The organism is Thermosynechococcus sp. TG215 (assembly GCF_031583455.1).
In the GTDB taxonomy this organism is placed as follows: Bacteria; Cyanobacteriota; Cyanobacteriia; order Thermosynechococcales; family Thermosynechococcaceae; genus Thermosynechococcus.
Genome location: NZ_CP134178.1, coordinates 1,134,875 through 1,160,209 on the forward strand (window position 1 = coordinate 1,134,875; position 25,335 = coordinate 1,160,209).

27 protein-coding genes are annotated in these 25,335 nt (G+C 50.7%); 13 read left to right on the plus strand and 14 right to left on the minus strand.

Annotated features, from left to right (window positions below):
• Positions 1-322 precede the first annotated feature (322 nt).
• Complete coding sequence (locus tag RHJ02_RS05265) at positions 323-796, minus strand: hypothetical protein (protein WP_206201384.1); 474 nt, start codon at positions 794-796, stop codon at positions 323-325.
• A gap of 175 nt (positions 797-971) precedes the next feature.
• On the opposite strand from RHJ02_RS05265, the gene RHJ02_RS05270 reads away from it, so the two are divergent.
• From RHJ02_RS05270 to RHJ02_RS05295, 6 genes are all read left to right on the plus strand, one after another.
• On the plus strand, positions 972-2,423 hold the full coding sequence (locus RHJ02_RS05270; protein WP_310800540.1) for a RecQ family ATP-dependent DNA helicase: 1,452 nt from the start codon (positions 972-974) through the stop codon (positions 2,421-2,423).
• A 120-nt stretch (positions 2,424-2,543) separates the two neighbouring features.
• On the plus strand, positions 2,544-3,242 hold the full coding sequence (locus RHJ02_RS05275) for an FxLYD domain-containing protein (RefSeq protein WP_310744917.1): 699 nt from the start codon (positions 2,544-2,546) through the stop codon (positions 3,240-3,242).
• A gap of 35 nt (positions 3,243-3,277) precedes the next feature.
• Positions 3,278-4,063, plus strand: a complete 786-nt coding sequence (locus tag RHJ02_RS05280; RefSeq protein ID WP_310800541.1) for an HAD family hydrolase — start codon at positions 3,278-3,280, stop codon at positions 4,061-4,063.
• A gap of 65 nt (positions 4,064-4,128) precedes the next feature.
• Complete coding sequence (locus RHJ02_RS05285) at positions 4,129-4,410, plus strand: hypothetical protein (RefSeq protein ID WP_206201388.1); 282 nt, start codon at positions 4,129-4,131, stop codon at positions 4,408-4,410.
• Positions 4,411-4,560: 150 nt separating this feature from the next.
• Positions 4,561-5,127 carry a DUF2808 domain-containing protein gene (locus RHJ02_RS05290; protein WP_206201389.1) on the plus strand — a complete coding sequence of 189 codons (567 nt, stop codon included), beginning with the start codon at positions 4,561-4,563 and terminating at the stop codon, positions 5,125-5,127.
• 122 nt (positions 5,128-5,249) lie between these two features.
• A complete protein-coding gene (locus tag RHJ02_RS05295) occupies positions 5,250-5,936 on the plus strand; it encodes a 1-acyl-sn-glycerol-3-phosphate acyltransferase (RefSeq protein ID WP_302679039.1) in 687 nt (228 codons plus the stop codon).
• Between the two features lie 6 nt (positions 5,937-5,942).
• Here RHJ02_RS05295 and RHJ02_RS05300 read toward each other — a convergent pair whose 3' ends face one another.
• Positions 5,943-7,316: a 1-acyl-sn-glycerol-3-phosphate acyltransferase gene (locus RHJ02_RS05300; RefSeq protein WP_206201391.1), complete on the minus strand. Its 1,374-nt coding sequence runs from the start codon at positions 7,314-7,316 to the stop codon at positions 5,943-5,945.
• Positions 7,317-7,342: 26 nt separating this feature from the next.
• Positions 7,343-8,242 (minus strand): Hsp33 family molecular chaperone HslO, encoded by a 900-nt coding sequence (gene hslO, locus RHJ02_RS05305; RefSeq protein WP_206201392.1) that lies wholly within the window; start codon positions 8,240-8,242, stop codon positions 7,343-7,345.
• 139 nt (positions 8,243-8,381) lie between these two features.
• Between hslO and mazG the strand changes: the two genes are divergently transcribed.
• Positions 8,382-9,503, plus strand: a complete 1,122-nt coding sequence (mazG, locus tag RHJ02_RS05310) for a nucleoside triphosphate pyrophosphohydrolase (RefSeq protein WP_310800573.1) — start codon at positions 8,382-8,384, stop codon at positions 9,501-9,503.
• On the opposite strand, the gene RHJ02_RS05315 is transcribed toward mazG, so the two are convergent.
• The 3 genes from RHJ02_RS05315 to trxA are packed head-to-tail and all read right to left on the minus strand — an operon-like array spanning position 9,500 to position 11,814.
• On the minus strand, positions 9,500-11,248 hold the full coding sequence (locus RHJ02_RS05315) for an ABC transporter substrate-binding protein (RefSeq protein ID WP_302679040.1): 1,749 nt from the start codon (positions 11,246-11,248) through the stop codon (positions 9,500-9,502). The genes mazG and RHJ02_RS05315 overlap by 4 nt on opposite strands.
• A complete protein-coding gene (gene thiS, locus RHJ02_RS05320) occupies positions 11,248-11,469 on the minus strand; it encodes a sulfur carrier protein ThiS (protein WP_310438426.1) in 222 nt (73 codons plus the stop codon). The genes RHJ02_RS05315 and thiS overlap by 1 nt, the downstream gene beginning before the upstream one ends.
• Before the next feature lie 21 nt (positions 11,470-11,490).
• Positions 11,491-11,814, minus strand: coding sequence for a thioredoxin (gene trxA / locus RHJ02_RS05325; protein ID WP_310438425.1), 324 nt, complete (start codon positions 11,812-11,814; stop codon positions 11,491-11,493).
• 207 nt (positions 11,815-12,021) lie between these two features.
• On the opposite strand from trxA, the gene psaX reads away from it, so the two are divergent.
• Complete coding sequence (gene psaX / locus RHJ02_RS05330; RefSeq protein ID WP_081711791.1) at positions 12,022-12,132, plus strand: photosystem I protein PsaX; 111 nt, start codon at positions 12,022-12,024, stop codon at positions 12,130-12,132.
• Between the two features lie 180 nt (positions 12,133-12,312).
• Here the strand turns inward: psaX and RHJ02_RS05335 are convergent, their stop codons facing one another.
• From RHJ02_RS05335 to RHJ02_RS05355, 5 genes are all read right to left on the minus strand, one after another.
• Positions 12,313-12,681, minus strand: a complete 369-nt coding sequence (locus RHJ02_RS05335) for a YccF domain-containing protein (protein WP_206201395.1) — start codon at positions 12,679-12,681, stop codon at positions 12,313-12,315.
• Between the two features lie 547 nt (positions 12,682-13,228).
• Positions 13,229-13,723: a hypothetical protein gene (locus RHJ02_RS05340; RefSeq protein WP_302679042.1), complete on the minus strand. Its 495-nt coding sequence runs from the start codon at positions 13,721-13,723 to the stop codon at positions 13,229-13,231.
• Between the two features lie 41 nt (positions 13,724-13,764).
• Positions 13,765-16,251, minus strand: coding sequence for a dynamin family protein (locus tag RHJ02_RS05345; RefSeq protein WP_302679043.1), 2,487 nt, complete (start codon positions 16,249-16,251; stop codon positions 13,765-13,767).
• Between the two features lie 102 nt (positions 16,252-16,353).
• Positions 16,354-18,027 (minus strand): mechanosensitive ion channel family protein, encoded by a 1,674-nt coding sequence (locus RHJ02_RS05350; protein ID WP_310438424.1) that lies wholly within the window; start codon positions 18,025-18,027, stop codon positions 16,354-16,356.
• A gap of 76 nt (positions 18,028-18,103) precedes the next feature.
• Positions 18,104-18,838, minus strand: a complete 735-nt coding sequence (locus RHJ02_RS05355; RefSeq protein ID WP_302679045.1) for a glutathione peroxidase — start codon at positions 18,836-18,838, stop codon at positions 18,104-18,106.
• 247 nt (positions 18,839-19,085) lie between these two features.
• Between RHJ02_RS05355 and RHJ02_RS05360 the strand changes: the two genes are divergently transcribed.
• From RHJ02_RS05360 to RHJ02_RS05370, 3 genes are all read left to right on the plus strand, one after another.
• Entirely contained in the window at positions 19,086-19,712 is a 627-nt protein-coding gene (locus RHJ02_RS05360) for a hypothetical protein (protein WP_206201398.1), read from the plus strand.
• 62 nt (positions 19,713-19,774) lie between these two features.
• The gene (locus RHJ02_RS05365) at positions 19,775-20,029 is read left to right on the plus strand and encodes a hypothetical protein (RefSeq protein ID WP_206201399.1); all 255 of its coding nucleotides are present in this window, start codon (positions 19,775-19,777) and stop codon (positions 20,027-20,029) included.
• Between the two features lie 21 nt (positions 20,030-20,050).
• A complete protein-coding gene (locus tag RHJ02_RS05370) occupies positions 20,051-21,868 on the plus strand; it encodes an HMA2 domain-containing protein (protein WP_310438423.1) in 1,818 nt (605 codons plus the stop codon).
• A gap of 18 nt (positions 21,869-21,886) precedes the next feature.
• On the opposite strand, the gene RHJ02_RS05375 is transcribed toward RHJ02_RS05370, so the two are convergent.
• Positions 21,887-22,063 (minus strand): hypothetical protein, encoded by a 177-nt coding sequence (locus RHJ02_RS05375; RefSeq protein ID WP_302679048.1) that lies wholly within the window; start codon positions 22,061-22,063, stop codon positions 21,887-21,889.
• A gap of 63 nt (positions 22,064-22,126) precedes the next feature.
• Between RHJ02_RS05375 and RHJ02_RS05380 the strand changes: the two genes are divergently transcribed.
• Positions 22,127-22,258, plus strand: a complete 132-nt coding sequence (locus tag RHJ02_RS05380) for a hypothetical protein (RefSeq protein ID WP_255451698.1) — start codon at positions 22,127-22,129, stop codon at positions 22,256-22,258.
• Positions 22,259-22,461: 203 nt separating this feature from the next.
• Positions 22,462-23,625, plus strand: coding sequence for a homospermidine biosynthesis protein (speY, locus tag RHJ02_RS05385; protein WP_286649814.1), 1,164 nt, complete (start codon positions 22,462-22,464; stop codon positions 23,623-23,625).
• Here the strand turns inward: speY and RHJ02_RS05390 are convergent.
• Together RHJ02_RS05390 and RHJ02_RS05395 are read right to left on the minus strand one after the other, a co-directional pair.
• Positions 23,622-24,368, minus strand: coding sequence for a metal ABC transporter ATP-binding protein (locus RHJ02_RS05390; RefSeq protein WP_206201402.1), 747 nt, complete (start codon positions 24,366-24,368; stop codon positions 23,622-23,624). The two genes, speY and RHJ02_RS05390, sit on opposite strands and share 4 nt — an antisense overlap.
• Positions 24,365-25,315: a metal ABC transporter substrate-binding protein gene (locus tag RHJ02_RS05395; protein WP_225901664.1), complete on the minus strand. Its 951-nt coding sequence runs from the start codon at positions 25,313-25,315 to the stop codon at positions 24,365-24,367. The genes RHJ02_RS05390 and RHJ02_RS05395 overlap by 4 nt, the downstream gene beginning before the upstream one ends.
• Positions 25,316-25,335: the final 20 nt, after the last annotated feature.

A 25,335-nucleotide genomic window follows, 5' to 3' on the forward strand; every position in this document is an offset into this window, starting at 1 on the left:
AGAGAATTTGACAGGATTCAAGGGAGCAAGAGCTAGTCCTTCAACAGGTAACAAGATAAAAAGAAGGTAAAAAGAAATATACGATAAGTTTTGCGATCGCTCGTAATCAGAAAAGTAAAAGTTCGCTAATGGTTCAGTGGGAACACTTTTAAGAAAAAGAAAAAATTTATTAATGCTTTTTAACCACTGCAATCTATTTTAACCACTGCAATCTATTTTAATGGAACTGCATAGCGGATGCTATAGTTTTTTCCTTGGCGATCGCCCCTTAAACACCAAAAAAGGGGGCAGTGCCCCCAATCCTTCATGTTTTTCACTGCGTTTAATACAGGGCACGTACCGGCGGAGCTGGCATCACCGCTGGGGGGGGTGGGGGGGCAAAGAAGGGTTGTTGCGGCGGCGGCAGTGGCGACTCCACCATCAAATTGCAGGGAAAGGGCGTACCGTACATCGAGGTACAGAAGGGACTATCAAGATCACGGGTGCGCACAGGGGGTTGATTGCTTTGCTGATACCACGCATCCGTAGAAACGTAGTTGATCCGCCGTGCCCGATTCACAATGTCATTATCCCGATAGGTGGGAAGCCCAAACGTAAAGGCCGCGTCGCCAGCGATCGAATCATCTTGCCAGTACCCCTGACTGCCATCAATACGATCAAAAGCCTGCGGCAAGGTGGGCTGACTGACAGGAAATTGTTGGGGATTGATGGGTTGGCGGCGGCTTTGGGCAGTTGCCGGAGCGACCACCGCTGCCAACATTGCCACGCACACCAGCGGCACAAATTTCATGCCCATAGGTTCATCTCCATAAGCGTTTTACACTTCGGCAACAGTGATAGGCCTAAAGGGTCTTAGGCATCCTAGGATTTCTTGCTTAAAATTATTCTAAATTCACTCCTCTTGCTGTTCCCAGAAGACTGTGCCGCTTTTTGCAACGCTGAGACTTCTCATCAAGGCTTAAGCCAGTGCAATGCCGGATGCCGATTTAGATCTCATACAGGCCGCCCTACAACAATACTGGGGCTATTCTGAGTTGCGATCGCCTCAAGCAGAGGTGATGACGGCACTCTTACAACGGCGGGATGCCTTAATTGTCCTCCCTACCGGAGCGGGCAAAAGTCTTTGTTTTCAATTGCCAGCAGTGCTTCAGGGCGGATTGACGCTGGTGATCTCGCCGCTGCTTGCCCTCATGGAAAATCAGATCACTGAATTGCGGCAACGGGGTCTTGCGGCAGCAGCCTATCATAGTGAACTGCCCAGCTGCCAACGCCGCCAGATTCTCTCGCGCCTAACCCACTACCGCCTGCTGTATCTTTCGCCGGAGTCCCTATTTTCCACCCCCCTTTGGCAGTGCCTCTGTGCAGCACCGATTCAACTCAATGGCTTGATTGTGGATGAAGCCCATTGCCTTGTACAGTGGGGCGATCGCTTTCGACCCGTTTATCGTCGCTTGGGAACGGTGCGGCCTGCCCTGCGCCAATGTAAACCGCTGCACCCCCGGCTGGCGATCGCTGCTTTTACTGCTACCGCCGATCCCAATGCCCAACGCACCCTCATTGAGGTTTTAGGTCTAGAGCAGCCTGTGCAGATCATTCACAGCCCCTATCGTGCCAATCTCCATTTAGCCGTACGCTCTGTGTGGAGTCGGGGGTATCGCCGCCATTGTCTCCAGCAATTTCTCAAGCAGCAGAGCAGAACCTCAGGCTTGATCTATGCCCGCACTCGCCGCGACTGTGAAACCTTGGCCACTTGGCTTCAGGAGCAGGGGTACCGCACCACCGCTTACCATGGCGGACTGCCGGCAGCACAGCGACGCCAAATTGAGAGCGATTGGTTGCAGGATAAGCTACCCTTTGTGGTCTGTACCAATGCCTTTGGTATGGGGGTGAATAAACCCAATGTGTGTTGGATTTGCCACTATCAGCCACCCCTGCAACTCAGTGAATACCTCCAAGAGGTGGGACGCGCTGGGCGAGATGGCCAACCAGCACAGGCACTGGCCTTGGTGAGCGATCGCTGGGGTTTAGATCGCGAAGATCAACAGCGTTGGCACTTTTTTCAGCGCCAAAGTCAAGATACTTACAATCGCGCCATGGCACTTCAGACGCATCTGCCCCTCAGGGGTAATCTTCCGCAACTGCGACAACACTTTCCTGAGGTGGAACTGACCCTAGCATTACTGCATCAACAGGGGGCACTCCGCTGGCAAGACCCTTTTCACTATTGCCGTCAACCCTTAGCACAGGTGCCACCGCCGCCCAAAGACACTCAAGAACAGTTGATGCAAGAGTTTCTCTATCACCGCGGCTGCCGCTGGCAGTTTCTCCTCCAAGCCTTTGGTTTTGCCACTGAGGCAGGGGGATTGCGTTGTGGCCATTGCGATCGCTGTCGGCCTGCGAACCGTACCTGTAAAATACCGTGAATTCACAGATTGGTATCACTGGGACTTTGTGTACACTGGCACATAGAACGGTAGGTTTACCATCGGTAGGTACAGGTTTCCCAGCAGTCATTCTGTTGCCACAGGGTAGGGGTTGCGGGCATGGGGCTACTACAAGTTGAGCAAATTCGCGAAATCCTTCAGGATGTGCTTTCAGAACATGCCGTTGTGGTTCAAGTCAATCAGTTTCGCAACCAATTAAACATTGTTTTGAATAAGCCCCCCGGCACCGTTGCCCACTATTCTGCCTTGGTGGATCTCCTCAAATCCCGCTTGGGACAGTTTCACCTCGACGATATTGCTCGCATTAAAATTATTGGCCGCATTCAAGGTTCGCCTAAACCCGATTGGGAAGAGGTCATTGATCTACGCCCCCCCAACCCAGCCCTAGCTGCCCCTGTGTATGCTTCCTCGGCTCCGTGGGTGGTCGCGATCGCCGCTGGGGTTGTGAGTTTACTAGTGATCTTTAGCTATCATCTCGGTCAGTGGCAGCAACAGCAACGCATGCAGCACTTGATTGGCGGTACCCTTGCGCAACAAGGCGTCACTATGGCCGATTTTAAGTGGCACATCGAGGGCGGTGCACCGTTTATTGTGGGCGTTCTGAAAAACTACAGTGAAGAGCACTTGCGCATGATTCAGGCGGACTTTGAACTTTTTGACAAGGCAGGGCAGCGGGTCGGCGCCGTTTCGGTACAGGTTTATGGCCTTGGCCCTGAGGAAACTTGGCACTTCCGTGAACCCGTGGGCAATCATCAGGCAGTGCGAGCACGACTGGTAAAATTACAGTCATTCCATTAAGTTTTCCCCTAAAAGGGGTAGAGTAAAAACCCTCTATGGCTCACCTCAACGCCCTGATTTTTGACGTGGATGGCACCTTGGCGGACACTGAGCGGGATGGCCATCGCATTGCCTTCAATAAAGCCTTTGCTGCGGCAGGCCTAGATTGGGAGTGGGATATTCCCCTCTATGGTCAACTGCTGGCGGTGGCGGGGGGTAAGGAGCGCATGAAGTATTACCTTGATCGCTTTCGTCCCGATTGGCCACGTCCCCAAAATTTGGATGCCCTGATTGCCGACCTGCACAAGGCGAAGACCCGCTACTATACGGAGCTATTGGCAGAAGGGGCGATTCCCCTGCGGCCGGGGGTGAAACGGCTGCTCACTGAAGCCCGTGAAGCAGGATTACGTTTAGCGATCGCCACCACAACCACCCCTGCCAATGTCACCGCACTCCTTGAAAATGCCCTTGCTGCTGATGGCGTCAGTTGGTTTGAGGTGATTGCCGCTGGGGATGTGGTGCCCGCCAAGAAACCTGCGCCCGATATTTACTTCTACACCCTTGAAAGAATGCGCCTCTCGCCCCAAGAGTGCCTTGCCTTTGAGGATTCCGCCAATGGGATTCAGGCAGCCACCGCCAGTCGCCTAGCGACCATTATCACGATCACCGACTACACCAAGGATCATGATTTTCGGGATGCAGCGCTTGTCTTGGATTGCTTAGGGGAACCCGACTACCCCTTTCAAGTGATTCGCGGTGAAGTGGGCTGGACCACCTATGTGGATGTGCCCCTATTGCGATCGCTCCACCAACAGTGGACAAGTACGTTGAGTCACCGATGATTTTCTGGCCACAGCGTTTTACAGTGAAGAATATACGAACCTAGCCTGAGTGATTAAAGAACGCAATGTACACGATTGATTTAATTCTGCGTCATGTCCCCATGCCCGTGAGCATTGAACGCAAGGAAAGTGCCGCAGCGACAGCAGTCTATCAGCAAATTCAGCAGGCGATGGCCAGTGGCACCCCGACTGTCCTCGAACTGACGTGCGATCGCCAAGTGGGCAAGAAGTTAACTGTCCTCACCTCAGAAATTGTGGCCGTACAGATGGCCGATAAGGATGCCCCCTCCAGTGTCGCCAGCCGGGGGGGATTCTTTGCTCAGTTGGTGCAGCAAACCAGCAATTAAGTAAAAATCTCTCAATAAAGTTTAGTTTTTCTTCGCAATGGTGAGTCTTTGCCGTTAGGATACTAAGCAGACTGATCCGTAGGGGAACGTTGAGCGAATCCTCCCCGTCTGAAAGTCAGGTATCTGTGGTGTGTCGTAATAGGGTTGTCTATGGTGAAGCGTTTCCTACCGGTTCTGATTCTGTTGGGGTGTAGTCTTGGTCTTGTGACCCCTGCCCTTGTGCGAGCCCAAGTCAATCAGGGTTTTACCTTCACTTGGGGAGATGGTCCCAGTGGACGGCAGCAACTCCAGTACCATTTAGAAAACGGTACGCCCGGCTTTATGGGCGATCGCTACTGGCTGCGCTTGGGTGAACAAAAAGTCGCGATTAATCGCATTAACATTACTTATCCCGATTACTACAACGGCATTATTGATCCTAGGGGTATCGAGGTACGGGTGGGGGGCGATCGCGGGAATCGCTTTTTTCAATTCCGCCGTAATCTTGGCCAAAAAATTGAACTAGCGGAGGTGTCCCTTGACCGCGATAACCGCGTCATTGACATCGTACCCGCAGAGGTCATTCCCGCAGGCACGCCCGTGCAAGTGATCCTCAACAATGTGCGCAATCCCAATCATGGCGGGATGTACTACTTCAATGCGCGCATTGGCTCCCCCGGCGATATTCCCCTGATGCGTTATATCGGGACTTGGATTCTGAGTATTGCCAATAACTAAGCCAATAACTCACTGGAACTCAATTTGCCAATTTGCGAACTGGTTCGCCATCCCTAGCCAGATTGGGGCGATCGCCCGAGGCTAGTCTTTGTGTGTCACAGCCGGTTCACTCTTCACGCCTGATGCTAGATTCTGTCAAGTCTTCATTCCCCCACATTTCGCCTCTCCTCACTCCCCTGATGTACCGTCTGGTGGGGGATATTGTCCTGCGGCGCTATTTTCGTACCCTTGAGGTGCAAGGGCAGGAGCAGATACCCAAAAGGGGGCCCGTGATCTTGGCACCCACCCATCGTTCCCGTTGGGATGCGCTCATTATTCCCTATGTGACGGGACGGCGGGTGAGTGGACGCGACCTCTACTACATGGTCTCCCACGATGAAATGCTGGGACTGCAAGGCTGGGTAATTGGTCAGTGTGGTGGTTTTCCCGTCAATACCCAAGCGCCTTCGGTGAGTGCCTTGCGGACAGGTGTGGAACTCCTGCGGCGGGGACAGGCCTTGGTGGTCTTTCCTGAGGGCAATATCTTTCGCGATCGCCAGATTCATCCCCTAAAGCCGGGCTTGGCGCGTTTAGCCCTTCAGGCAGCTCAGCGCTGTCAAGAAGCGATCCAGATTCTGCCGATTTTACTCGATTATGCTCAGCCCTATCCGCAGTGGGGAAGCGAGGTCAAGGTGATCATTGGTGCTCCCTTGAGTACGGGCAATTACAATGTTACCCACCCCAAAAGTGCTGCCCAAGAACTGACGAGTGATCTTTTGAGGGCACTGCAGCAGCTTCAAGAGGGGCGATCGCTCCTGTGTTTGGCTTGAATCCCTCTAAGAATCCGTAGGCACAATTAGCGCTTCAAATTGCTGGCGAATCTGGTCAGTGACTTCCTTAACGGCCTGTCGTGCCCCTTGGCGATCGCGACGATACAGCGGCCAATAGCTCTCTAAATTGAGGGGGTCTCCGACACTGAGGCGCACCTGCCGCAAGCCCACCAAGCGATTCACATTGGGGCTTTTTCCCTCTAACCAATCAAACGTCCGCCAGAGGATCAGTGCCACATCGGCAAAGCGATCAATCGTGAATTTCTCACGGATATAGCTACCCGTAATCGAGGTAAATCGCTCCGCAAGACGCATATGACGTAATCGCACATTGGCTTCCTCGGCCAACCAATCGGCTAAACAGCGCTCTACGGCAGACAGTTGTGCCAAATCACCGCGAAACATCCGTTCCCAAGCGGCCTGTTCAATCCGTCGGCAGCGACTCACAAAATCTTCACTGGCCTTAAGACCAAAGTAGGACTCTGCCACTACAAGGGCACTGTTGAGGAGTCGCTGAATCCGTGCTGCCAATTCGGCATTGGGGGAGTCAAAGGGGGGCAGTTCGGGAAAATCTTGGCGGTAGGACGTGGCATAAAAGGTCTCTAGGCGATCCAGCAGGTGCATCGCTAAATTGAGCAGGCGGCGGTAGAGGTCCTGCGGTTCGGTACTCTGAGAATTGGTGGGGCAGCCAAGGCGGTTCTCCAGTTGTGCCATCAGCATGGCCATGCGTTCCCAAGAGGGCTGACTGAGGCTGTACTGAATGCCAACGGGGAGAATGACCACAGGGAGCGATCGCCCCGCCTTCGTCAAATCTTCCAGACACCAAAATCCCAGTTGTGCCACGCCCGGCTCTAAAGGTGCGACCAGTTCATTGTGTTCATTCGTTGCCCCCTCCGGCGCTGCTGCTAGGGGAAATCGTCCCTCCAAGAGTAACTCCCGTGCCGATCGCAGGGCTTGGCTATCGAGCTTGCCGCGCATGATGGAAATCCCCCCCAACCGTGAGAAGAGCCAACCAATTTGCTCCCCTGCCCAGAGGGGAATCCCGCGATCGTAGAGAAAATAACCATTCGTGGGGTGACGCAAGCGAATGCCCAGCCGCCGTGCTGTTTGCGGCAATAGATGCCACATCAAATAGCCCATCACCAAAGGATCATCCGTACAAGGATGGCGAAAGGCAATGAGGAGCCGCACCTGTCCCCGCTGAAACTGCTCGTAATAACGGGCAAGGGTCTCGACATTCACCCCTTCCACCCGATTGAGACCAAGGCCGTAGCGGATGTAAAAGGGCAGGAGCCGTGCCGCCGTCCACCAAACTGGATAGCTAAACCGCTGGGGGAGAAAATGCAACGGGGGTTGGGCAGTCGCAACCACACTGGACATGACGCAAACTCCTCAGAAACAAGGGTTTAGACTGAGGCAGTGGCCAACTCCGCAATCAACTGTTCCAACATCGGCTGATCCGCCCAATAGACAGCATTACAGAACTGACAGGTGGCTTCCGCCTTCGCCTCTGTGGCTAGAATATCCTTTAATTCTGCCTCCCCTAGGAGCTTGAGTGCCGCTAGCATCCGTTCATGGGAACAGCCACAGTGGAAGCGCACCATTTGCCGTTGGGGCAAGAGTTGCAAGTCCATATCCCCAAGGAGTTCCTGAAAGATATCTGGCAGTGTCCGCCCCGCCTGTAGCAGGGGTGTAAAGCCCTTGAGATTGGCCACCCGTTCTTCAAGGGTGGCGATCAGGTGTTCATCATTGGCAGCTTTGGGTAGCACCTGTAACATCAACCCACCGGCGGCAGTCACCCCGGCCTCTTCAACAAAAACGCCTAACATCAGGGCTGAGGGGGTTTGCTCTGAAGTGGCGAGGTAGTAGGTGACATCTTCGGCAATTTCCCCGGAGACAAGCTCCACCGTACTGGAATAGGGATAGCCGTAGCCAAGATCGTGGATGACGTAGAGATACCCCTGACGCCCCACTGCCGCACCCACGTCCAGTTTGCCCTTGGCATTGGGGGGCAGTTCAACACTGGGATACTGCACATAGCCGCGAACCGTGCCATCGGCACCCGCATCCGCGAAAACCGTTCCTAGGGGGCCATTGCCTTGAATGCGCACATTCACCCGTGCTTGGGGCTGTTTGAAACTAGAGGCGAGAATTAAGCCAGCGGCCATGGTTCGTCCCAAAGCAGCCGTGGCAACGTAGGAGAGTTGGTGGCGTTGGCGGGCTTCATCGGTGAGTTGAGTGGTAATGACGCCCACGGCACGGATGCCTTCAGCCGCAGCCGTTGCTCGCAACAGAAAATCTGCCATGATTAGCCTAAAGAAATGTTTCGTTACACTTAGTTTATCTCCTTTCAATTGACCCCAAGGGCAGCCACCTGACGGGCAACATTTGGGAGACCCCTAGCAAGAACATCAGGAAATTGGCGATGATAGGCAAACAATCGTGATGCAGCGTCCAGTGATTGCGCCTATGGCCATGTCCTTAACTGTTTTGTCGGCGGCAACTGTCTTGGCAGAAGCAACAGAATTGCCTGAAGGGGGTCTGATTACGGAGATTCCGACGCTGGCGATCGCCCACCGCTTAGCACACCACCTCCGCCACCACTGGCCTTTAGAGACACCCTTGACACTCATTGACGCCCAACACCAGAGCACACTCCTCACCCTTGGCGAATTGGCAGAACTAACAGAGGCCACCTGCCCGCTACAACTGTATGTGCCACCCCCCCTACCAGAGGCACTGATTCAATTTCAACGCTTGATTGACGTGGTTCGAGAACTGCGCCATCCTGAGCGAGGCTGCCCTTGGGATTTGCAGCAAACGCCAACCAGCCTGATTCCCTATGTCCTTGAGGAGGCCTATGAAGTCGTCCATGCCCTGCAGGAGGGAGACACCGGGGCGATCGCCGAAGAATTGGGAGACCTGTTGCTGCAAGTCGTGCTCCAGAGTCAACTGGCTCAAGAAGCCGATCAATTTACCCTCGCCCAAGTTATTCAAGGGATTACCGATAAGCTGATCCGCCGCCATCCCCATGTCTTTGGTGAAGTGGCACTCACCACTGCGCAAGAGGTGCGCGATCAATGGGAGCAAATCAAAGCGGCTGAAAAAGGGACTGAAGACCGCCTCCCCCTGAGTCAAAAGCTGCAACGCTATGCCCGTACCCTGCCCCCCCTGATGGCGGGTATGAAAATTGGTGAGCGAGCCAGTCGCGCTGGCCTAGATTGGCCAACCATTAGCGGTGCATGGGAGAAATTTTACGAGGAGCTGGCGGAGTTTCAGGAGGCGCTTCTACAAGGGAATGCCGAGCAACAGGCTGCGGAATTGGGAGACCTGCTCTTTAGTGTGATTAACCTTGCCCGCTGGTGCCAACTAGATCCTGTGAATGCCCTGCAACAAACCTACCAACGCTTTATCCAACGCTTGGAGTGTATTGAGGCGGCCATCGATCGCCCCCTTGAAACTTACACCCTAGAAGAACTGGAAGCCCTATGGCAACAGGCCAAGGTACAGTTAGCCGCAGACAACCGAACCGAAGTGCCACCGGAGACCAAACCCGAAGAGGCCTAATCCATGGCTGCCATTTCCACTTTCAGTTCATCGAGATTCCACAGGGCACCCCCCAGCGCCGTGGGATTCGCGCCCACCACATGATTGCGAAAAGCCGTGAGGGAGAGGGGATTCACCAAGTAGATAAAGGGGAGATATTCCTGAGCCAGCCGCTGGGCTTCGGCGTAGATTTGCTTGCGGCGTTCTAGATTGAGTTCCTGTGCTCCCTGCACATAGAGATCACTAATGCGCTGCTCCCAGTCGGCCACCACTCGACCCGTGATCGGCGGTTGGTTGGGTGCCGGTTGCTGATTGAACGTATGCAAAAGGCCATCCACGCGCCAGATATTGGCACCGCTATTGGGTTCATTGCCACCCCCCGTAAAACCGAGGATATGGGCTTCCCACTCTAGGGAATTGGAGAGACGATCCACGAGGGTGCCAAAGGCCAAAAATTGCAGATCCACCTGCATGCCGATCGCCCCCAAGTCCTGCTGAATTTGTGTCGCTATCGCCTCACGGATTTTGTTGCCCGCATTGGTAATCAGTGAAAAGCGGACGCGGTTCCCTTGAGCGTCAAAGAGGCGACCTTGATTGTCGTAGCGGAAGCCTGCCTCTTGCAGTAATGCCTTGGCTTTGGCCACATCGTAACGGTAGGTGGGCAGTCCCTGCTCTGGGGAGAAGTAAAAGGGGCTTTGTACGGGAATCGTTGAGTGTTGGGGCGCCCCTAGGCCTTGGTAGATGTTGTTAATCATCCGCTGGCGATCGAGGGCATAGGCCACTGCCTGACGGAACCGCACATCGTTAAACCACTCGGACTTCACGGGATCCACAAGGGGCTTGCCATTGCGGCGACCGCGATTGAGATTAAAGGAAAGGAAAAGGGTATTGGGACTCGGCCCACTGTTGTAGATGCGAAACTGGCCGCGCTTTTCTTCCCGCTTGAGGAGGGAAAACATCTCAGGGGTGACGGCAAATAGATCCAGACCGCCCGAGCGAAATTGCAGCATGGCGGTGTCGGTGGATTCCACAATTTGCCAAATAAAGCGTTCCAGATGGGGCAGGGGCGATCGCCAGTAGAAGGGATTGCGCCGAAAAATCAACCGCTGGCTATTCACATAGCGATCCATGACAAAAGGGCCATTCCCCACAATCTGCCGCGGATCCGTATCAGTTCCCCACATGGACAAAAACTTCAATCGCCCTTGGCTATCCCGTTCTCGTACCGCTTGCCGCAGCAGATGGGCGGGTAAAATCGGCAAGCCAGTATTGCGTAAAAACGGCGCAAAGGGTTCAGGGAGCTTAAACGTCACTTGGCGATCGCCTTGGGCGGTCACTTCGGGCAGCAGCCCCTTCTGGCCAATACGGAGAATATCGCGGCTACTGGTGGGAATCTCAGGATTGAAATAGATCTCATTGTAGGTGAAGACCACATCCTCACTGGTGAGGGGCATCCCATCCGACCATTTCAGATTCGGCTTGAGTTGAAAGACAATCTCGAGGGTTTCAGGCTTAATTTGCCAAGATTCAGCGAGGGCTGGCTCCAGCTCACCCGTGAGGCCATTTTCTTGAATTAACCCTGTATAAAGGTAGCTAAAGACATTGGGGGACTCTTGGCTCAGGGCATAGTTAAAGGTTTTTGGGTCTGAGGTGACGGCGGTCACCAATTGGTTGCCACGCGGCGTAATTAGGCCAGCACAGCTTCCGAGGCTGAGGGTGCATAGACAAACCAGTAGCGCAATTAGAGGCCATCGCCACCCGCGCATCAGCCGCCACCGACAATCGTGACAATTTCCAAGCGATCGCCCGCCTGCACATAAGTGGTTTCCCAAAACTGCCGATGTAAAATCTCACCATTGTATTCAATGGCAACAAGGCGGGGGTGAATGTTGAGCAGGTCACAGAGTTCTAGAATCGAGAGCGATCGCCTCAGGGTGCAAGGAGTGCCATTGACATGGATGACGATCGCTGGCTCAACAGGAACCATAGCAGTAGGGGCGTATCCAGCTTAGAGGAACTGGGCAAGGGTTGCTTCAATTTTGGTTTTGGGTACTGCACCCACCAAAATATCCACCTTTTGACCGCCCTTGAAAATCATCAGTGTTGGGATACTGCGAATACCGTAGTCGGTGGCCACCTTAGAGTTTTCATCGGTATTCACCTTGACAACCTTGACCCTGCCCTGATACTCATTGGCAATTTCGTCAACAACGGGAGCCACCATGCGACAGGGTCCACACCAAGGCGCCCAAAAGTCCACCAGTACAGGAATATCACTATTTAATACTTCTTCTTCAAAGGTGGTATCTGTAACGGACAATGCACTGGACATAAACAGAACCCTTATAACGAATCTGTAGCCTTAAAAATATACTCTAGCAACCTTTAGACCAATCTTGGGCTTTAGATTATTTTTTGATACCCTAGGCAGTCTAGCTCGCGGCTAGGTTTGATTTGCAGTATATCACGTCGCCCTCGGCATACAGGAGACTATCGGCGTATAATAGGATTGCCGTTTCCTATCCAGAGGATGTCAACTATGGCAACAAAATCTGCAAAACCCACCTACGCTTTCCGTACCTTTTGGGCTGTGCTGCTGTTGGCCATTAACTTCTTGGTTGCCGCCTACTACTTTGGCATCCTCAAGTGACGCTCATCCCGCTAGTGAAAGTCCCTGCGGGTGCGGGCAATCTGTTCATGCAGCTTTGCCACTTTCTGTTGAATCTTCTTCCAGTTGGCTGACCCAATCTGTTTCCGCTTCAGTCTGCGTTGCAGCAATTGAAGCTTGCGTAAGCATCGAGGGGGCACCCTAGCCCCCCATTACTGGTAATCACTTCAACTCACGGCCAAAGGGCAGTAATCCTAAAATCATCAGCTTGAAATGCTGCTGCGCAAAGGGCAGGCCAATAATCGTCACCGCCAAGAGCAACCCCCAAAAGAGGTGATTGAGGGCAATGCCCCAGCCCACAACCAAAAGCCACAGGATATTAAAGATCATCGTTAGGGTGCTGTTGGCATCGGGCGCTTCAACAATTTGCTTTCCAAAGGGCAATAGAGCACTCCAACCCAGTTGAATCGCTTTAATCCCAAAGGGAATGCCAATGATCGTCAGGCACAGCGTCACACCGCCCAGCATATAGCCAATGCCCGTCAGGAAGCCGCCAAAGATCAACCAAATGATATTGCCAAGAAGACTCATGATCCGCTGCTCTAAACATTACCTAAGCCTAGCCTAGCAAGTAGCCAGTCGAGGAATTCTGCATAGGCAATCTGAGTCTGGAACCATGACGGTGGCAGTTGTCCAAAATAGGTCATCGCAAACTCAACTCTCACATCCCGTTCATGGTTGTAGCGCTGTTGGGGTGTAAGTGCATTATCTTGGGGGGAAAGGCGCAGGAGTCGCTGCACCCTCTCGGCTGGAATTTCCTTTTGGAACTGTGGTGCTTGGTAGGCATAGGCCCTGTAGAGTTGAGGTCGCTCTGTAGGAAGCAGCGCTAAGCACCACTGCTGAACGATTTCTCGACACTGAGGTATCTGCTCCTGAAGAAGAGCGTGCGCTCGTGCGCTTCTTGAACCACTGCTAGGGAACCTTGCTTCAGTAACAGTTGTGACTCAAGTGTTTGGCAATTTGACCCATTGCAGCCTCACAGATCACTCCTCCTGTGCGTAGCAACTCACCACTAAAAAGCCCATTCAGAATGTCTGGAGTAACGTCAAAAGTGACTGTGAGCGGAAATTGTATGATGTTACCCTACCTTAGTAAAGTACCGATCAATGATTTCAGGATCAACTGCTTTTGAAATCTCTTCTACCGTTGCATTACCAACTAACTGAGAAAGTGCTTCTTCTAAATCAATCAAGCTTTTTGCTTTATTTCTGAAATCAATCGAGGAAACACTAGGATCTAGCTTGATTTTGACTAAAAAGAAATCTGTTTCCCTACAGTCTTTTTCATTTATTATTTTTTTATTTGTCCAAATTATATCGCAATCTTGGTTAGAACAGCTATAGATATATTTCACTTTCCGAAGGAGAAGGTTGCAACTTTGCTTATCTAGAGATTTACTAATATTCTCAATAAATTTACGATCTGATTCGCGAATTGCTAAAATCAGAAATAGATTTCTTTCAGAAGGCAAGTTGTTTTTTATGATATCTAATAAAATACTCCCAGCAACTAAAACTAATACTACACCTGCACTAATCACTAAAAGATTGAGACTAAAACTGAAAAAATTCATACCCTTAACCTTCATAAGACAGTAGATAAGCTAAACTCAGATTACACAGATTCAACCCCAGCTATTTTCTTTAATTTAGTCAGATTATCAATTATCAAATTATTCTGCTGATTTAAGTAATCTAACTCATCTTCATTTTTTTGTCTTTTTTGCTCTATTTCATGACGTTGGCTATCTAAGTATTCTATTGATGTTTCGGAAACTTGTTTTACTGTTTCTTGAATCCTTTCTCTTAAGTCATCTATTATTGCTGTAACCCATCTTGTGATCGCTTCAACAACTTTATTGTTAAATTCAGACGCCCCTAATGATGATTCCCAATTTTCATAAAGCTTGTTAATAATTGTTAGTTTTAAATCTTTGATTTCTTTTATTCTATTGTCACGATCAATACTAGAGCCAGCTGCTGCACCTAAGCCAAACCCAATAGCTGCACCAACCCCTGCAGTTGTAAGGCCAAAGATTAGACCTAGTAAAGCCCCAGTCATTCCTGCCAAGAATGCACCGCCTGCAGCAGCTTCCCCCGTGTCTTTAAGATTGGAAATAGGGATAGATATTCTTTTGGCTATTGACAAGTTTTTCAAAAGATCATCTACATTAGGATAAGATCGAGCAGCTTCAATACTAGTCTTAATACGTTCTGCAATACTCAATTGAGGTAAAATTTCATTTATTTTATGGATCAAGTTATCAAGAGTAATTTGGCTGTAGGAGTTAGCAAAGTTTTCAAGAGTGGAGCGATGGGCTTGAATGAGAAACCTAGTTCGTTCTTGACAAGCTTCTTCTATATCAAAATTAAGTACAATAATAGCTCCCTCAATTGCCTCCTCTACTTGGTTAATTATTTGATTTTTTGTGTTGTCATCCGCATCTAAAACATTAATTAGAATATCGATGCTTTTGTCAATAACTTCACTAAGGTTTTGGCAATTTTGAAGAACACGATTGAATAGATGGGGTTGAAGAATTTGCCTTAAATTATCGTATGACTTAGGTAAACTATGGCTATCATAATTTCTAGAGCCTCTCAAGTATTGATTTACAGGACTTAAAATTTCAATTGATAGATCTGTCTTGACTTCACTTGGAAAGTCAATTGTTTTAGTAACATTTCCTTGACACTGCTCAGGAAGTCTTAACTCTTTTATCTTGCTTCTTTTTTCAGTTTCAGTACTTTTAGATATCATCACATTACTTAACTGATTTAGTTTGTTACTGAATTCTTCAAAAGTTTCTTCTATCTTTTTTTGAATTTCTTTCTGTTTGGTTTCGATTTCTTGCTTTTCTTCTTCAATTTCTTCAATTGAGATTTTACGTTTAATTTCAAGAGCAGTACCTATCTCTGCTTGAAGATTTTTAGATTTGTTAATGAAATCTAATAAAATGGGTGCAAGAACACTTTGCCGAAATGATGACTGACAGTATTTACTTAAAGTTTGCCAAAATATCTTGCTGCCACTTATATTCAAGGCATAGTCTAAAAGTTTTTTAGATTCTTCTGATGTAAGTGCTGTTTTACGACGAGATTTCCGTCTTAGATCATCATAGAAATTAGCTATTTCTTCATTATATTTTTCTTCTCTTGTAAAAATGTTTGCACAATCATGCAGCAGGTTTTCTAGAATATCCAATTGATAGGCTGATTCTGAGTAAGCATGAATTAGCTGTGCATAGTAGAGGAATAGTGCTGTCATTGGAATGATTTCAGGTGGTGTGCCTAGCCCTAGGGTTGTTTGTATTTGTGCCTTCAAGTTCTGAATGCGCTTTTCTATTGAGTCGTCTTCACTCGTACGGCTATCTATCTTATTTAGAATGAAAATCATCATTTTGGGGTCTCCCCCAAACCACTCTACAATGTCTTTTAATTCTTTAAGAAGCGTTTCCTGTTTATCACTATCTGTTTCTTGATAATTAATTGTAACGATACTAAAGCAGCCTTTGATGGTATCCTGAATAAGCTTTAAGTTTTTTTGATCGTTAATTGATTCCAAGCCAGGTAGGTCAAGAATTTCGATGTTCACGCTCTCTGGTAGTCCAATTTTTAAGCGATCTATGACTGGCAAAATTGGGCAATAGACCTCAATTTCAGGGAAGGGAAGGTCGGACTCTACTTTTTTTCTTTCATGGTAACGAGTCATGCACTCCTTAATCTTACTGTAGATATCCTCATCAGTGAGGTTTTGCCAACCAATCGTGGGATTAATGACTAATCTATTTTGAAGGCTGTGATGAATGCGTAAAATTCCTGCACTCATTTGCTGTGCTTCAATTGGCGCAATTCTACGACCAATAAGGGCATTAACAAGGGTAGATTTACCTGAAGATGTAGTGCCAATAGTAGCAATGCGAAAGGTGGGATGTTCTAGCCGTTCTTTGGCTTCGGTGTAGGTATCGTAAAACTGTTGGAGTATTGCCTGTAAGTGAGGCTGGTTAAGAATTTGTGGATCGCGTTTAGTAATCTGGTTAACAGCAGTATCTACAGCCTTGAGGTGTTCGAGAGCAGCCTCCAAAAGACTAGAGATTTCCATGGTAGCAGTGAAGTACAACTAGCAATTTTGCTTGATTCTAGCACAGGATTTTTGGGATTGCCATCCAGTTTTAGAGTTTGTTAACGGATTCAATGACTTGAGCTATTTCGGTAGCGTAATGCGGAAGCCGGGGGGGAGATAGTCATCCCCTAAGTAGTTGCTGGGAATCGTGCTGGTGTTGCCATCCCGCAGTGCCAAGTAGCTTGGTGACATGATTTCGATACCCGCTTCGTTGCAGGCGTCTTGGAGGTTTTGATGCAATTCAGAAATGGTATAGCGTAGCCCCTTCCAGTTACGGGTGTAAACATTCAGCTCATAGGCGATGTGGTAGTCATTGAGGGCAATTTGCAACACAAAGGGGGCAGGATCATTGAGGATGTTTGTAGTGCGGCGACCCGCCTCAATCATGGCTGCATAAACGTCGCGCCAAGGGACATCATAGCCAAGGGTAATCGTAGTTTGCAAAATCAAGGGCTGACCCATTTCCCGAATGGCTACAGCGTAATTGATGACTGTGCTGTTGAGCAGTGACGAGTTGGGAACTGTAATCACTTGATTATTGAAGGCACAAATACGGGTGACAAGGAGCGTTTTTTGTACCACAATCCCCTTAACATCGCCGATTTGAATGAGGTCGCCCACCTGAAAGGAGCGAGTATAGATGAGAATGACGCCACCCACCACGTTGGCGATCGCCGAGGTGGAACCCAAGGAAAAGAGAATCCCCAAAAACACAGAAATACCTCGGAAGGCTGGGGAGTCAAAGCCGGGTAAGTAGGGAAAGACAACGACTGCCGCCAAAGCAATAATTAAAATTTGCAGCAGGTTGTAGGTGGGTTTTGCCCAATCGGTGTAGAAGCCCGGAATGACCAAACGCTCGGTTTCAAGGGCATAAAAAATCGCCCGCACCCCTTTCAAGATGTAGTAGGTGATAGCCACAATGACGGCGATCGCCACCAGATTAGGCAGATAGTTGCCAATACTCGTGAGAATAAATTCAAGGGAACCCAAGAAGTGATTGAGAAAATTCTTGCCAAAGGCGCGTGTCCAAGGAAAGAGACTGAAAACAAACGTCAGGTACAGATAGAGGATAAATAGCAGCAGCGCCAACCGCGTAAACTGCAATATCCGCAATAGCCAAAGCTCAACCGTTTCCTGAGAAATAATCTCAAAATTTTGCAGGCGTAAAGGGGGAATCCGCTCGCCACCCCAGCGGCTTACCGGCGGGAAAATCTTACCGGAGATGCGAATAATCACTGAACAGAGGATCAGGGTGAGAATCGTTGTTAAAACTGCAAAAACAGTATTTTTGAGCAGGTTTTGGGGAACGCGATCTTGGCGATAACGGGTAATGGCCTCACGAATGCGCTGGGCGAGTTCAATCGCTATTTCTTCTTGCGTTTCTAGGCGATCGCCCACATCGGCTTTTGTAATGGTGACGAGCGGGCGGTTGTCTTGAACCACGCTGACATTGTCGCGATCGCCCACTCTTTTGATGGTAATGCTCTCAACGGGAATATCTTCATCCTCTGCCACTTGCAGGATACGGCGTTGAATCGCTGCCGCCCGTTCCTCGGGGGTAAAGGAGCCAATGCCTTCACGCACCTCAAACAAAACTTCGCCATCGAGGATCACTAGGTATTCCTGAATCTCAGCCGCCGCTGGGGGTACTTGGGCATCTTGCGCCATTAAAGGCCACTGTGCCTGCCCCACCACCAGTAAAAAAGTGAACAATAGGCACAGGAAAAAGCGTGTCCAAAAGCGTGGCTTTGTCATAGATGGCGGGGATGCAGGCAGTTCATTCTCCATTTTTGGGTGAAATCCTTGCCTGCCGCTGCTTTAGCGAAGATCCTTAACAATTGGTCGCTAGGTACTCTGCCAGTGCCTCCGAACCGCCAATGTATTGGCCGTCAATAAAGACTTGAGGAACCGTTGTTGCCCCTGTCACTGCTTGGAGCGATCGCAGGCTAGCCCCCTCACCGATGACAATCTCATCGTAGTGAATGCCCTTTTGCGCCAGCATGGTTTTGGCGTTGGCGCAGTAGGGACAGCCCCGCTTTGTAAAGAGAGAAACACATTGCCGCTTGTAGCTGGGGTTGAGGTAGCAGAGCATCGTTTCCGCATCCGAGACCTTAAAGGGGTCGCCGGGTTCTTCGGGTTCAATGAACATTTTCTCGATGACGCCATCCTTCACCAACATTGAATAACGCCAAGAGCGCTTGCCAAAGCCAAGGTCTTCCTTATCAACAAGCATTCCCATGCCGGCGGTAAACTCACCATTACCATCGGGAATGAGGCGCACATTCTCGGCTTGCTGGGTTTTGCCCCACTCATTCATGACAAAGGCATCATTCACGGAAATGCAGAGGATATCATCCACGCCACAGTTACGAAATAGGGGTGCTAATTCGTTGTAGCCGGGGAGATGGGTTGAAGAACAGGTAGGGGTGAAAGCGCCCGGCAAAGCAAACACAACAACGGTTTTGCCATTGAACAAATCATTGGTAGTCACATTGACCCATTGATCGCCTTCACGGGTGCGAAAGGTGACTTCGGGAACACGTTGCCCTTCACGGTTGGGTAGCATGGTGGAGTCCTCTACATAACCTTACTTCCTAAAGTGTAATCGTTATGACTTTGATTTGTCAAGCGACAATGGCTCGTTTTTGATCTCAGGTGCTCCCCTCTAACCTAGGAAGTGATCTACAGCCTTCTGATATGGTCTCCTGATTGACAGGCTATTTGGAAAACTTTGTGGCTTGACTCAAGTTTGCTATCGTACAGGTAGACTTACTCAGCGTACGATTACGACCACAACCTTTGGCAAGCTTCTGATGGACGAACTGCTTAAAACCAGCCAAGAATTAGCTGAACTGTTCCCTGACGGTGCGATTTTTATTGGCGGAATCGCAGTTTATCTGCATAGCAAATCCCAAGGTCTATTGCATCTTGCTGAAAGCAGTCATGATGGAGACTTCTACATCTCCCTTATTGATTTTGCAGATTTACGAGATTTGGAAGAGATCACACCAAACCGGCGCTTAAATAAGTATCAGCTCATTAAGAATGGATGGGAATTTGATGTCTATGTTGAAAGAAATAATCATCTCGCTATACCCTTTTGTGAGGTCAATGCAGAAAAAATAGTTATTGATAATCTGCCCTGTGCGTGTTTAGAGCATCTATTAATTCTTAAGTTAGATGCTTATTCTGACAGGTTTCATTCATCAAAAGGGGATAAAGATAAGCGAGATATTATTCGCATCTTAAACATGATGAAAAGTCCAAGAATTGATATTTTGAAAAACTACTTAGATCAAGAAAAAATAAAACTCATTAAATTGGCAATTAGTGATAATTCAAAGTATCTAGAAATGTGCAAAAACAATTCTCAACAAGCAAGTGCATTACGTAAGTCAACACAGAAAAATAGTCAAATTTTGCTCGATTTAGAAGTATGAGAAAACTATATCGCGTTTTTATACCACCGCCAAAATATGAGAAAAGGTGTTACTCCTATGAAATGATTTATACACTTGAGGAAATATGTGAAAAAGCGGGCTACAAATTAAAAGTAACAGGATGCCTAACACCGAAAATAATTTTCGCAGAAAAAGAAAATACAATTGCTTTTGATCGAGAGGGAAATCCAATCTATATCGTAGATGTTAGAGGTATTGATTTGTCGAGACCTGAAGGGTGGGAAATGATCTTGGAAACATTAGCCTATGGCTTTATGGATTACGCCACACGAGAAACGGTGCGTCACCTGTCTTGATTGAACTTCATGGGAGCGTTGATGGAGCAGCAAATTGTCCACGCCACAACAGGACGGGTGCGATTTCGGGTGCCGCGTGTGCAGCGAGATTCGGCCTACGGAGAGTTATTGGTGCAGTTGCTGGAGTCTTTGGCCATTGTCGAGCGGGTACGGCTCAATCCCCAAGCGGCAACGGTGGTGGTGGAGTATCAACCCCATTTGCTCCATGAAGCGGCGGTCTATGAAAGTTTGAATCACTGTTTTCAGCAAGCCATGGTGGCCATGCCGCAGCCCTTGCCGGAGAGTGCGGCTCCTGCGGATGCGATCGCCCTTGAAGATTACGAAGCACAAGTCGAGGCCGATGCTCGCCTTGAAACCGATTGGGAACGCTTGGGTCTGCCCTTGGTGGCCTTGGGGGTCTCGCTCCTCAGTGTGCCCTTGGAATTGCCCTTCGCGGTGGTTGGGGCAACGGTCTTGGCCAGTGCTTGGCCGTGGTTTCAGCGGGTGGGGCATCAGATGCGTCAGGGGCATCCCCCGAATGTGGATTTGCTCGATAGCCTCTGGATGGCACTGCATACCGTCAATGGCCAGTTCTTAGCGCCTGCCTTGAAGACTGCCCTAGTGGGGGTACGGGCAGATGTGCGCGATCGCCAGCGACGACAACAGTTGCATCGATATCCCAGTGTCTTGATGGCTCACTACGAACACCTGACGGTGGAACGCCAAGGACATTCCCTGACGATTGAAAGTCAGGAGTTACAAGTGGGAGATCTCCTGTGGCTGCGGCCGGGGGATGTTGTGCCCGTAGATGGCAGTGTTGTTGCTGGATTGGCGGAAGTGGAGCCTGCCCATTTTGAATTCTCGCGACAGGTGTGGGTGTGTCGTCCTGGCGATGCTCTCTATGCCGGCTGTCAAATCCTGACAGGACAAGTCCAGCTGCGGGTGATGCGCACCGGTTGGCAAACGCGCCTTGGTCTCATTACAGATCTGCTACACACTGAACCGGTCTATGACAGTGCCCTTGCCCACCAACAGGGGGAATTTGCGCGCCATGCGGTGCTGCCAACCCTTGCCCTCAGTGGTGCCCTCTGGTTGGCTACGGGAGCCTATGGGCCAGCGATCGCCCCGTTACAATTTGACTTTGGCAGTGGTGTGCAACTGTCGCTGCGGACGGTAATGCTCTCGGCGCAGGTATTTGCTGTGCAACAGGGGATCTATTTACCCACCGCTGGTACTTTAGAGCAACTGGCACAACTAGAGAGCTTGGTGATTGATGCGCGCGCAGGTCTTCCCCAGCCCCAACGGGCACAAATCCTGATTCAGCAATTGCGACACCTTGGCCTTCATATCTATCTGCTGCAAGATCAAGGCTCGCCCCTTGAGGGCACCACCGATCTGACGAGCGATCGCCTCACCGATCTGCAGGCCTACCTCGTGGGTAAGCGGCGGCGGGTGGGTTGGATTAGCTTTGGTGACACCTGCTCCTGTCCTGAAGCCACATGGCTACCGATTCGCTGGCAGCCCCCTACCTTTGCCCCCAATGCCAAAGTGGTCGTTCTCTTGGATGGCGACTGGTCTGCCCTTGGCCGTGGCATGGCCATTGCCCGCGATGCCCTAGAGCGCACCTATCAAAATGTTGCCTTGATTTCTCTACCCAATTTAGCCGTTACCTTTGGCGGCATGTTTTTGGGCTTGCATCCTGTGGTCAATGTCGTTACCAACAACGCCACTGCCTTTATGGCCGAGTTTTGGCATGGAAACTCACCCCAGTTTCGTACCGCCCTATTGCCAAGTACACCAACGACCGTCCCCCTGCAACCGCTGCCCCTAGAATCCCCGCAACTAGCGGTGGCCTTATAGAGCGAGGCTATCCAAGCGTCAATAGCGCTGCTTCAAGAAGGTGAGCAGCGACCAAAGTCCCGTCAACCAACTGGCCATGGCAAGGATTAAGAAAATTCCTCCCGGCAGCATCGTCAGCCAACCGGTTCCTCGCAAGAGGTAGAGAATGAGGAAGACGGTGAAACAAGTACCAAAAACATAATAGGCACGGCGCACGGCAAATTAGGTAATGAAGTGTTATAGTGATCTCGTAATGTAAGGGCATGGGACTTGTCAACAGTGAAACAATTGACGTTGATGGGCTATCCCAACATCACCACTTGGTATCTCGAAATGGGGTTGCGCCAACGGCGAGCAGCCATCCCTGCACTCTCGGTTGTGGATAATTGCGAAGGACCGAGTATGAGCTGATCGGCCTGCAACTGGAGGTTCACACCGTTGTGAACTGGGTCGATCAGAAGTGTTGAGCACGTTCCGCCCTGTTACGGCACTTTAAGTTTTTAGCTATTCAAAATCATGAAACACCCCTCAGCGGGTTAAGCAATGCTATGGTTGGGGTAGTTCCCGCCTGAGCGGCTGCGCCTGCTGTGGAATTAGCTTGCGAGGAACGACCGATGTCTGCATTTGCTACCCCCATTACCCCTGCTCCCATTCCCGATAATATCAGCCTGACAGAACTCATTGATAAATACTTCACCGCCTATAACTCAGCACGGCTACGGGAAATTTGCCAATTGTTGAGCCAACGGGTGTTTCGGCCAGAAGTGACGGTTGGTCTGAGCCTCTCAGGGGCGATGACGCCTGCGGGTTTGGGAATCTCGGCTCTGGCGCCTTTGGTGCGCGCTGGGTTTATTGATTACATCATCAGTACTGGAGCAAACCTCTACCACGATATTCACTATGCCCTCGGCATGGATCTCTATGCGGCGCATCCTTTTGTCGATGATGTGCAACTGCGCAAGGAAAGCAAAATCCGCATCTATGACATTATCTTTGACTACGATGTGCTCCTTGAAACCGATGCGTTTTTGCGGCAAGTGCTGCGCAGTGAAACCTTCCAACGCCGCATGGGCACCGCCGAGTTTCACTATCACCTAGGGCGCTATGTCCGCGAACTGGAAGTGCAGCGGGGACAAACCCATTCCTGTCTCTTGGCCACGGCCTATGAGTGTGGGGTGCCCATTTACACCTCCTCCCCCGGTGATAGCTCCATTGGTATGAATGTGGCGGCGATCGCCCTCGAAGGGTCGAAACTGATCATTGACCCCGCCATTGATGTCAATGAAACCGCTGCGATTGCCTACTTTGCCCGCGAAGCCGCTGAAGGAAATGGTAAGAGTGCCGCTCTCATTATTGGTGGCGGGAGTCCGAAAAACTTCCTGCTGCAAACCCAGCCACAGATCCACGAGGTTTTGGGATTAGAGGAACGGGGGCACGATTACTTTATTCAGATTACCGATGCGCGGCCGGATACGGGTGGCCTCTCGGGCGCTGTGCCCAGTGAAGCCGTCAGTTGGGGCAAGGTGGATCCCCAAGGGTTGCGGGATACCGTGGTCTGCTACACCGATAGCACGATCGCTCTTCCCATCCTTACCGCCTACTGCCTCAATCGCTGTCAACCCCGTCCCCTCAAACGCCTCTACGATCGCCGAGGCGAAATGGTCGAACGCCTCCAACAGCTCTACCTGCAAGCGCAACTTCAGCACAAGGTGAAAGACCTGCCCCCTGCAGCACCTGTAGCCACCTATCCCTGTGGTACGCCGATTCGTCGGGGCTAGTCACAGCGGCGGGGGATCCGCAGGGATCCCTCGAAGGCTCGCGCGAGATTTTCAGGGGTAAAGACCTCACTGGTGCGGCCATAGGCTAGGATGCTGCGGTTCACCAGCACCACCTGATCACAAAAGGTGGTAATCGAGGAGAGATCGTGGGTGGAGATGAGAATCGTGTGCCCCTTCTCCCGCTCCGCCATGAGGAGATCAATAATCAGTTTCTCCGTTTTTACATCCACACCCGCAAAGGGTTCATCCAAGAGCAACACCTGTGCTTCTTGGGCAAAGGCGCGGGCAAGGAACATTCGCTTCTTTTGTCCGCCGGAGAGTTCGCCAATTTGGCGGTGCCGCAAGAGCCACAATTCCACCTGTTCTAGACTTTCCCGTACCCGCTGGCGATCGCGCGCGGTTGGTTGGCGCAGCCAGTTCATTTTGCCATAGCGCCCCATCATCACGACATCCCAAACCCGCAGCGGAAACTGCCAGTCCACATCTTCACTCTGGGGGACATAGGCCACCAAGGACTGCCGTTGTACCTGCTGTCGGGGTAAGCCATGAATGCGCACCTGACCTCGGATCGGCTTGACAAACCCCATGATGGCCTTGAAAAGGGTGGATTTACCCGCCCCATTCATGCCCACCACCCCACAGATCGTGCCGGCGGGCAGTTGCAGCGTTGCCCCATGGAGGGCAAGATGGCGATGATAGGCCACCGTCACATCTTGTAAATCAATGGCAGGGCTAGAAATCATGAGGCTGTCCTCCCGGTGAGACCGCGAATCAGGGTGTGGATGTTGTAGCGCAGGAGCTCAAGATAGGTGGGGGCATTGCCCTCAGGGGACGATAGGGAATCCACATAGAAAATGCCGCCAAATGTGGCGCCAGACTCCCGCGCCACCTGTTGTTGCGGACCGGCATTAACCGTACTTTCGCAAAAGACAGCGGGAATCTGTTGCCGTCGCACAATGTCAATCACCCGTGTCATTTGTCGCGGCGTCCCTTCCTCATCGGCATTCACAGGCCAGAGATACACTTCCTCAAGGTCATAGTCCCGCGCTAGGTAGGAGAAGGCACCTTCACAGGTGACGATGTAGCGTTTGTTGGCGGGGAGGGCTGCTAGGGCTTGACGTAGCTCTTGATCAAGGGCGCGAATTTGGGCTTTATAGGCTGCGGCGTTGGCGGCATAGATCTCCGCGCCAGCAGGATCGAGGTCTGTGAGCGCTTTGCGAATGTTGTCAACATAAATCAGGGCATTTTGGGGTGACATCCAAGCATGGGGGTTGGGTTGTCCGCGGTAGGCATCCTCTTGAATGGGAATGGGGGTAATCCCCTCTGTGAGCGTGACGCGGGGCACATTCGGTAGGCTGTTGTAGAAGCGATCGCCCCAGCGTTCGAGGCCAAGGCCATTTTCTAAAATGAGGGCAGCTTCCTGTCCCCGCACAAGGTCACTAGGAGTGAATTCATAGCCGTGGACTTCCGCTCCCGCTTTAATGAGTGACTCCACCCGCAGGCGATCGCCCGCCACCTGCTGCGCCATATCCGCAAGGACTGTAAACGTGGTCAGCACCAAGGGGCGTTCATCCCGGTCGGTTTGCATTTGACCAGTTGTTTCCCGCTGCTCAGGCGCAAGAGCGGCACATCCCCCCACTACGAGTACTCCCACCAATAACCAACTCAGTTGTCGCATTGCATTTTCCATTTTCATAATTCTTTCATAAT

What these genes read in the sequence shown, in the direction of transcription:
- RHJ02_RS05265 (WP_206201384.1), bottom strand. Translation starts at nt 796, where the DNA reads ATGGGCATGAAATTTGTGCCGCTGGTGTGCGTGGCAATGTTGGCAGCG.
- RHJ02_RS05270 (WP_310800540.1), top strand. Translation starts at nt 972, where the DNA reads ATGCCGGATGCCGATTTAGATCTCATACAGGCCGCCCTACAACAATAC.
- RHJ02_RS05275 (WP_310744917.1), top strand. Translation starts at nt 2,544, where the DNA reads ATGGGGCTACTACAAGTTGAGCAAATTCGCGAAATCCTTCAGGATGTG.
- RHJ02_RS05280 (WP_310800541.1), top strand. Translation starts at nt 3,278, where the DNA reads ATGGCTCACCTCAACGCCCTGATTTTTGACGTGGATGGCACCTTGGCG.
- RHJ02_RS05285 (WP_206201388.1), top strand. Translation starts at nt 4,129, where the DNA reads ATGTACACGATTGATTTAATTCTGCGTCATGTCCCCATGCCCGTGAGC.
- RHJ02_RS05290 (WP_206201389.1), top strand. Translation starts at nt 4,561, where the DNA reads ATGGTGAAGCGTTTCCTACCGGTTCTGATTCTGTTGGGGTGTAGTCTT.
- RHJ02_RS05295 (WP_302679039.1), top strand. Translation starts at nt 5,250, where the DNA reads ATGCTAGATTCTGTCAAGTCTTCATTCCCCCACATTTCGCCTCTCCTC.
- RHJ02_RS05300 (WP_206201391.1), bottom strand. Translation starts at nt 7,316, where the DNA reads ATGTCCAGTGTGGTTGCGACTGCCCAACCCCCGTTGCATTTTCTCCCC.
- hslO (WP_206201392.1), bottom strand. Translation starts at nt 8,242, where the DNA reads ATGGCAGATTTTCTGTTGCGAGCAACGGCTGCGGCTGAAGGCATCCGT.
- mazG (WP_310800573.1), top strand. Translation starts at nt 8,382, where the DNA reads ATGCAGCGTCCAGTGATTGCGCCTATGGCCATGTCCTTAACTGTTTTG.
- RHJ02_RS05315 (WP_302679040.1), bottom strand. Translation starts at nt 11,248, where the DNA reads ATGCGCGGGTGGCGATGGCCTCTAATTGCGCTACTGGTTTGTCTATGC.
- thiS (WP_310438426.1), bottom strand. Translation starts at nt 11,469, where the DNA reads ATGGTTCCTGTTGAGCCAGCGATCGTCATCCATGTCAATGGCACTCCT.
- trxA (WP_310438425.1), bottom strand. Translation starts at nt 11,814, where the DNA reads ATGTCCAGTGCATTGTCCGTTACAGATACCACCTTTGAAGAAGAAGTA.
- psaX (WP_081711791.1), top strand. Translation starts at nt 12,022, where the DNA reads ATGGCAACAAAATCTGCAAAACCCACCTACGCTTTCCGTACCTTTTGG.
- RHJ02_RS05335 (WP_206201395.1), bottom strand. Translation starts at nt 12,681, where the DNA reads ATGAGTCTTCTTGGCAATATCATTTGGTTGATCTTTGGCGGCTTCCTG.
- RHJ02_RS05340 (WP_302679042.1), bottom strand. Translation starts at nt 13,723, where the DNA reads ATGAATTTTTTCAGTTTTAGTCTCAATCTTTTAGTGATTAGTGCAGGT.
- RHJ02_RS05345 (WP_302679043.1), bottom strand. Translation starts at nt 16,251, where the DNA reads ATGGAAATCTCTAGTCTTTTGGAGGCTGCTCTCGAACACCTCAAGGCT.
- RHJ02_RS05350 (WP_310438424.1), bottom strand. Translation starts at nt 18,027, where the DNA reads ATGACAAAGCCACGCTTTTGGACACGCTTTTTCCTGTGCCTATTGTTC.
- RHJ02_RS05355 (WP_302679045.1), bottom strand. Translation starts at nt 18,838, where the DNA reads ATGCTACCCAACCGTGAAGGGCAACGTGTTCCCGAAGTCACCTTTCGC.
- RHJ02_RS05360 (WP_206201398.1), top strand. Translation starts at nt 19,086, where the DNA reads ATGGACGAACTGCTTAAAACCAGCCAAGAATTAGCTGAACTGTTCCCT.
- RHJ02_RS05365 (WP_206201399.1), top strand. Translation starts at nt 19,775, where the DNA reads ATGATTTATACACTTGAGGAAATATGTGAAAAAGCGGGCTACAAATTA.
- RHJ02_RS05370 (WP_310438423.1), top strand. Translation starts at nt 20,051, where the DNA reads ATGGAGCAGCAAATTGTCCACGCCACAACAGGACGGGTGCGATTTCGG.
- speY (WP_286649814.1), top strand. Translation starts at nt 22,462, where the DNA reads ATGTCTGCATTTGCTACCCCCATTACCCCTGCTCCCATTCCCGATAAT.
- RHJ02_RS05390 (WP_206201402.1), bottom strand. Translation starts at nt 24,368, where the DNA reads ATGATTTCTAGCCCTGCCATTGATTTACAAGATGTGACGGTGGCCTAT.
- RHJ02_RS05395 (WP_225901664.1), bottom strand. Translation starts at nt 25,315, where the DNA reads ATGGAAAATGCAATGCGACAACTGAGTTGGTTATTGGTGGGAGTACTC.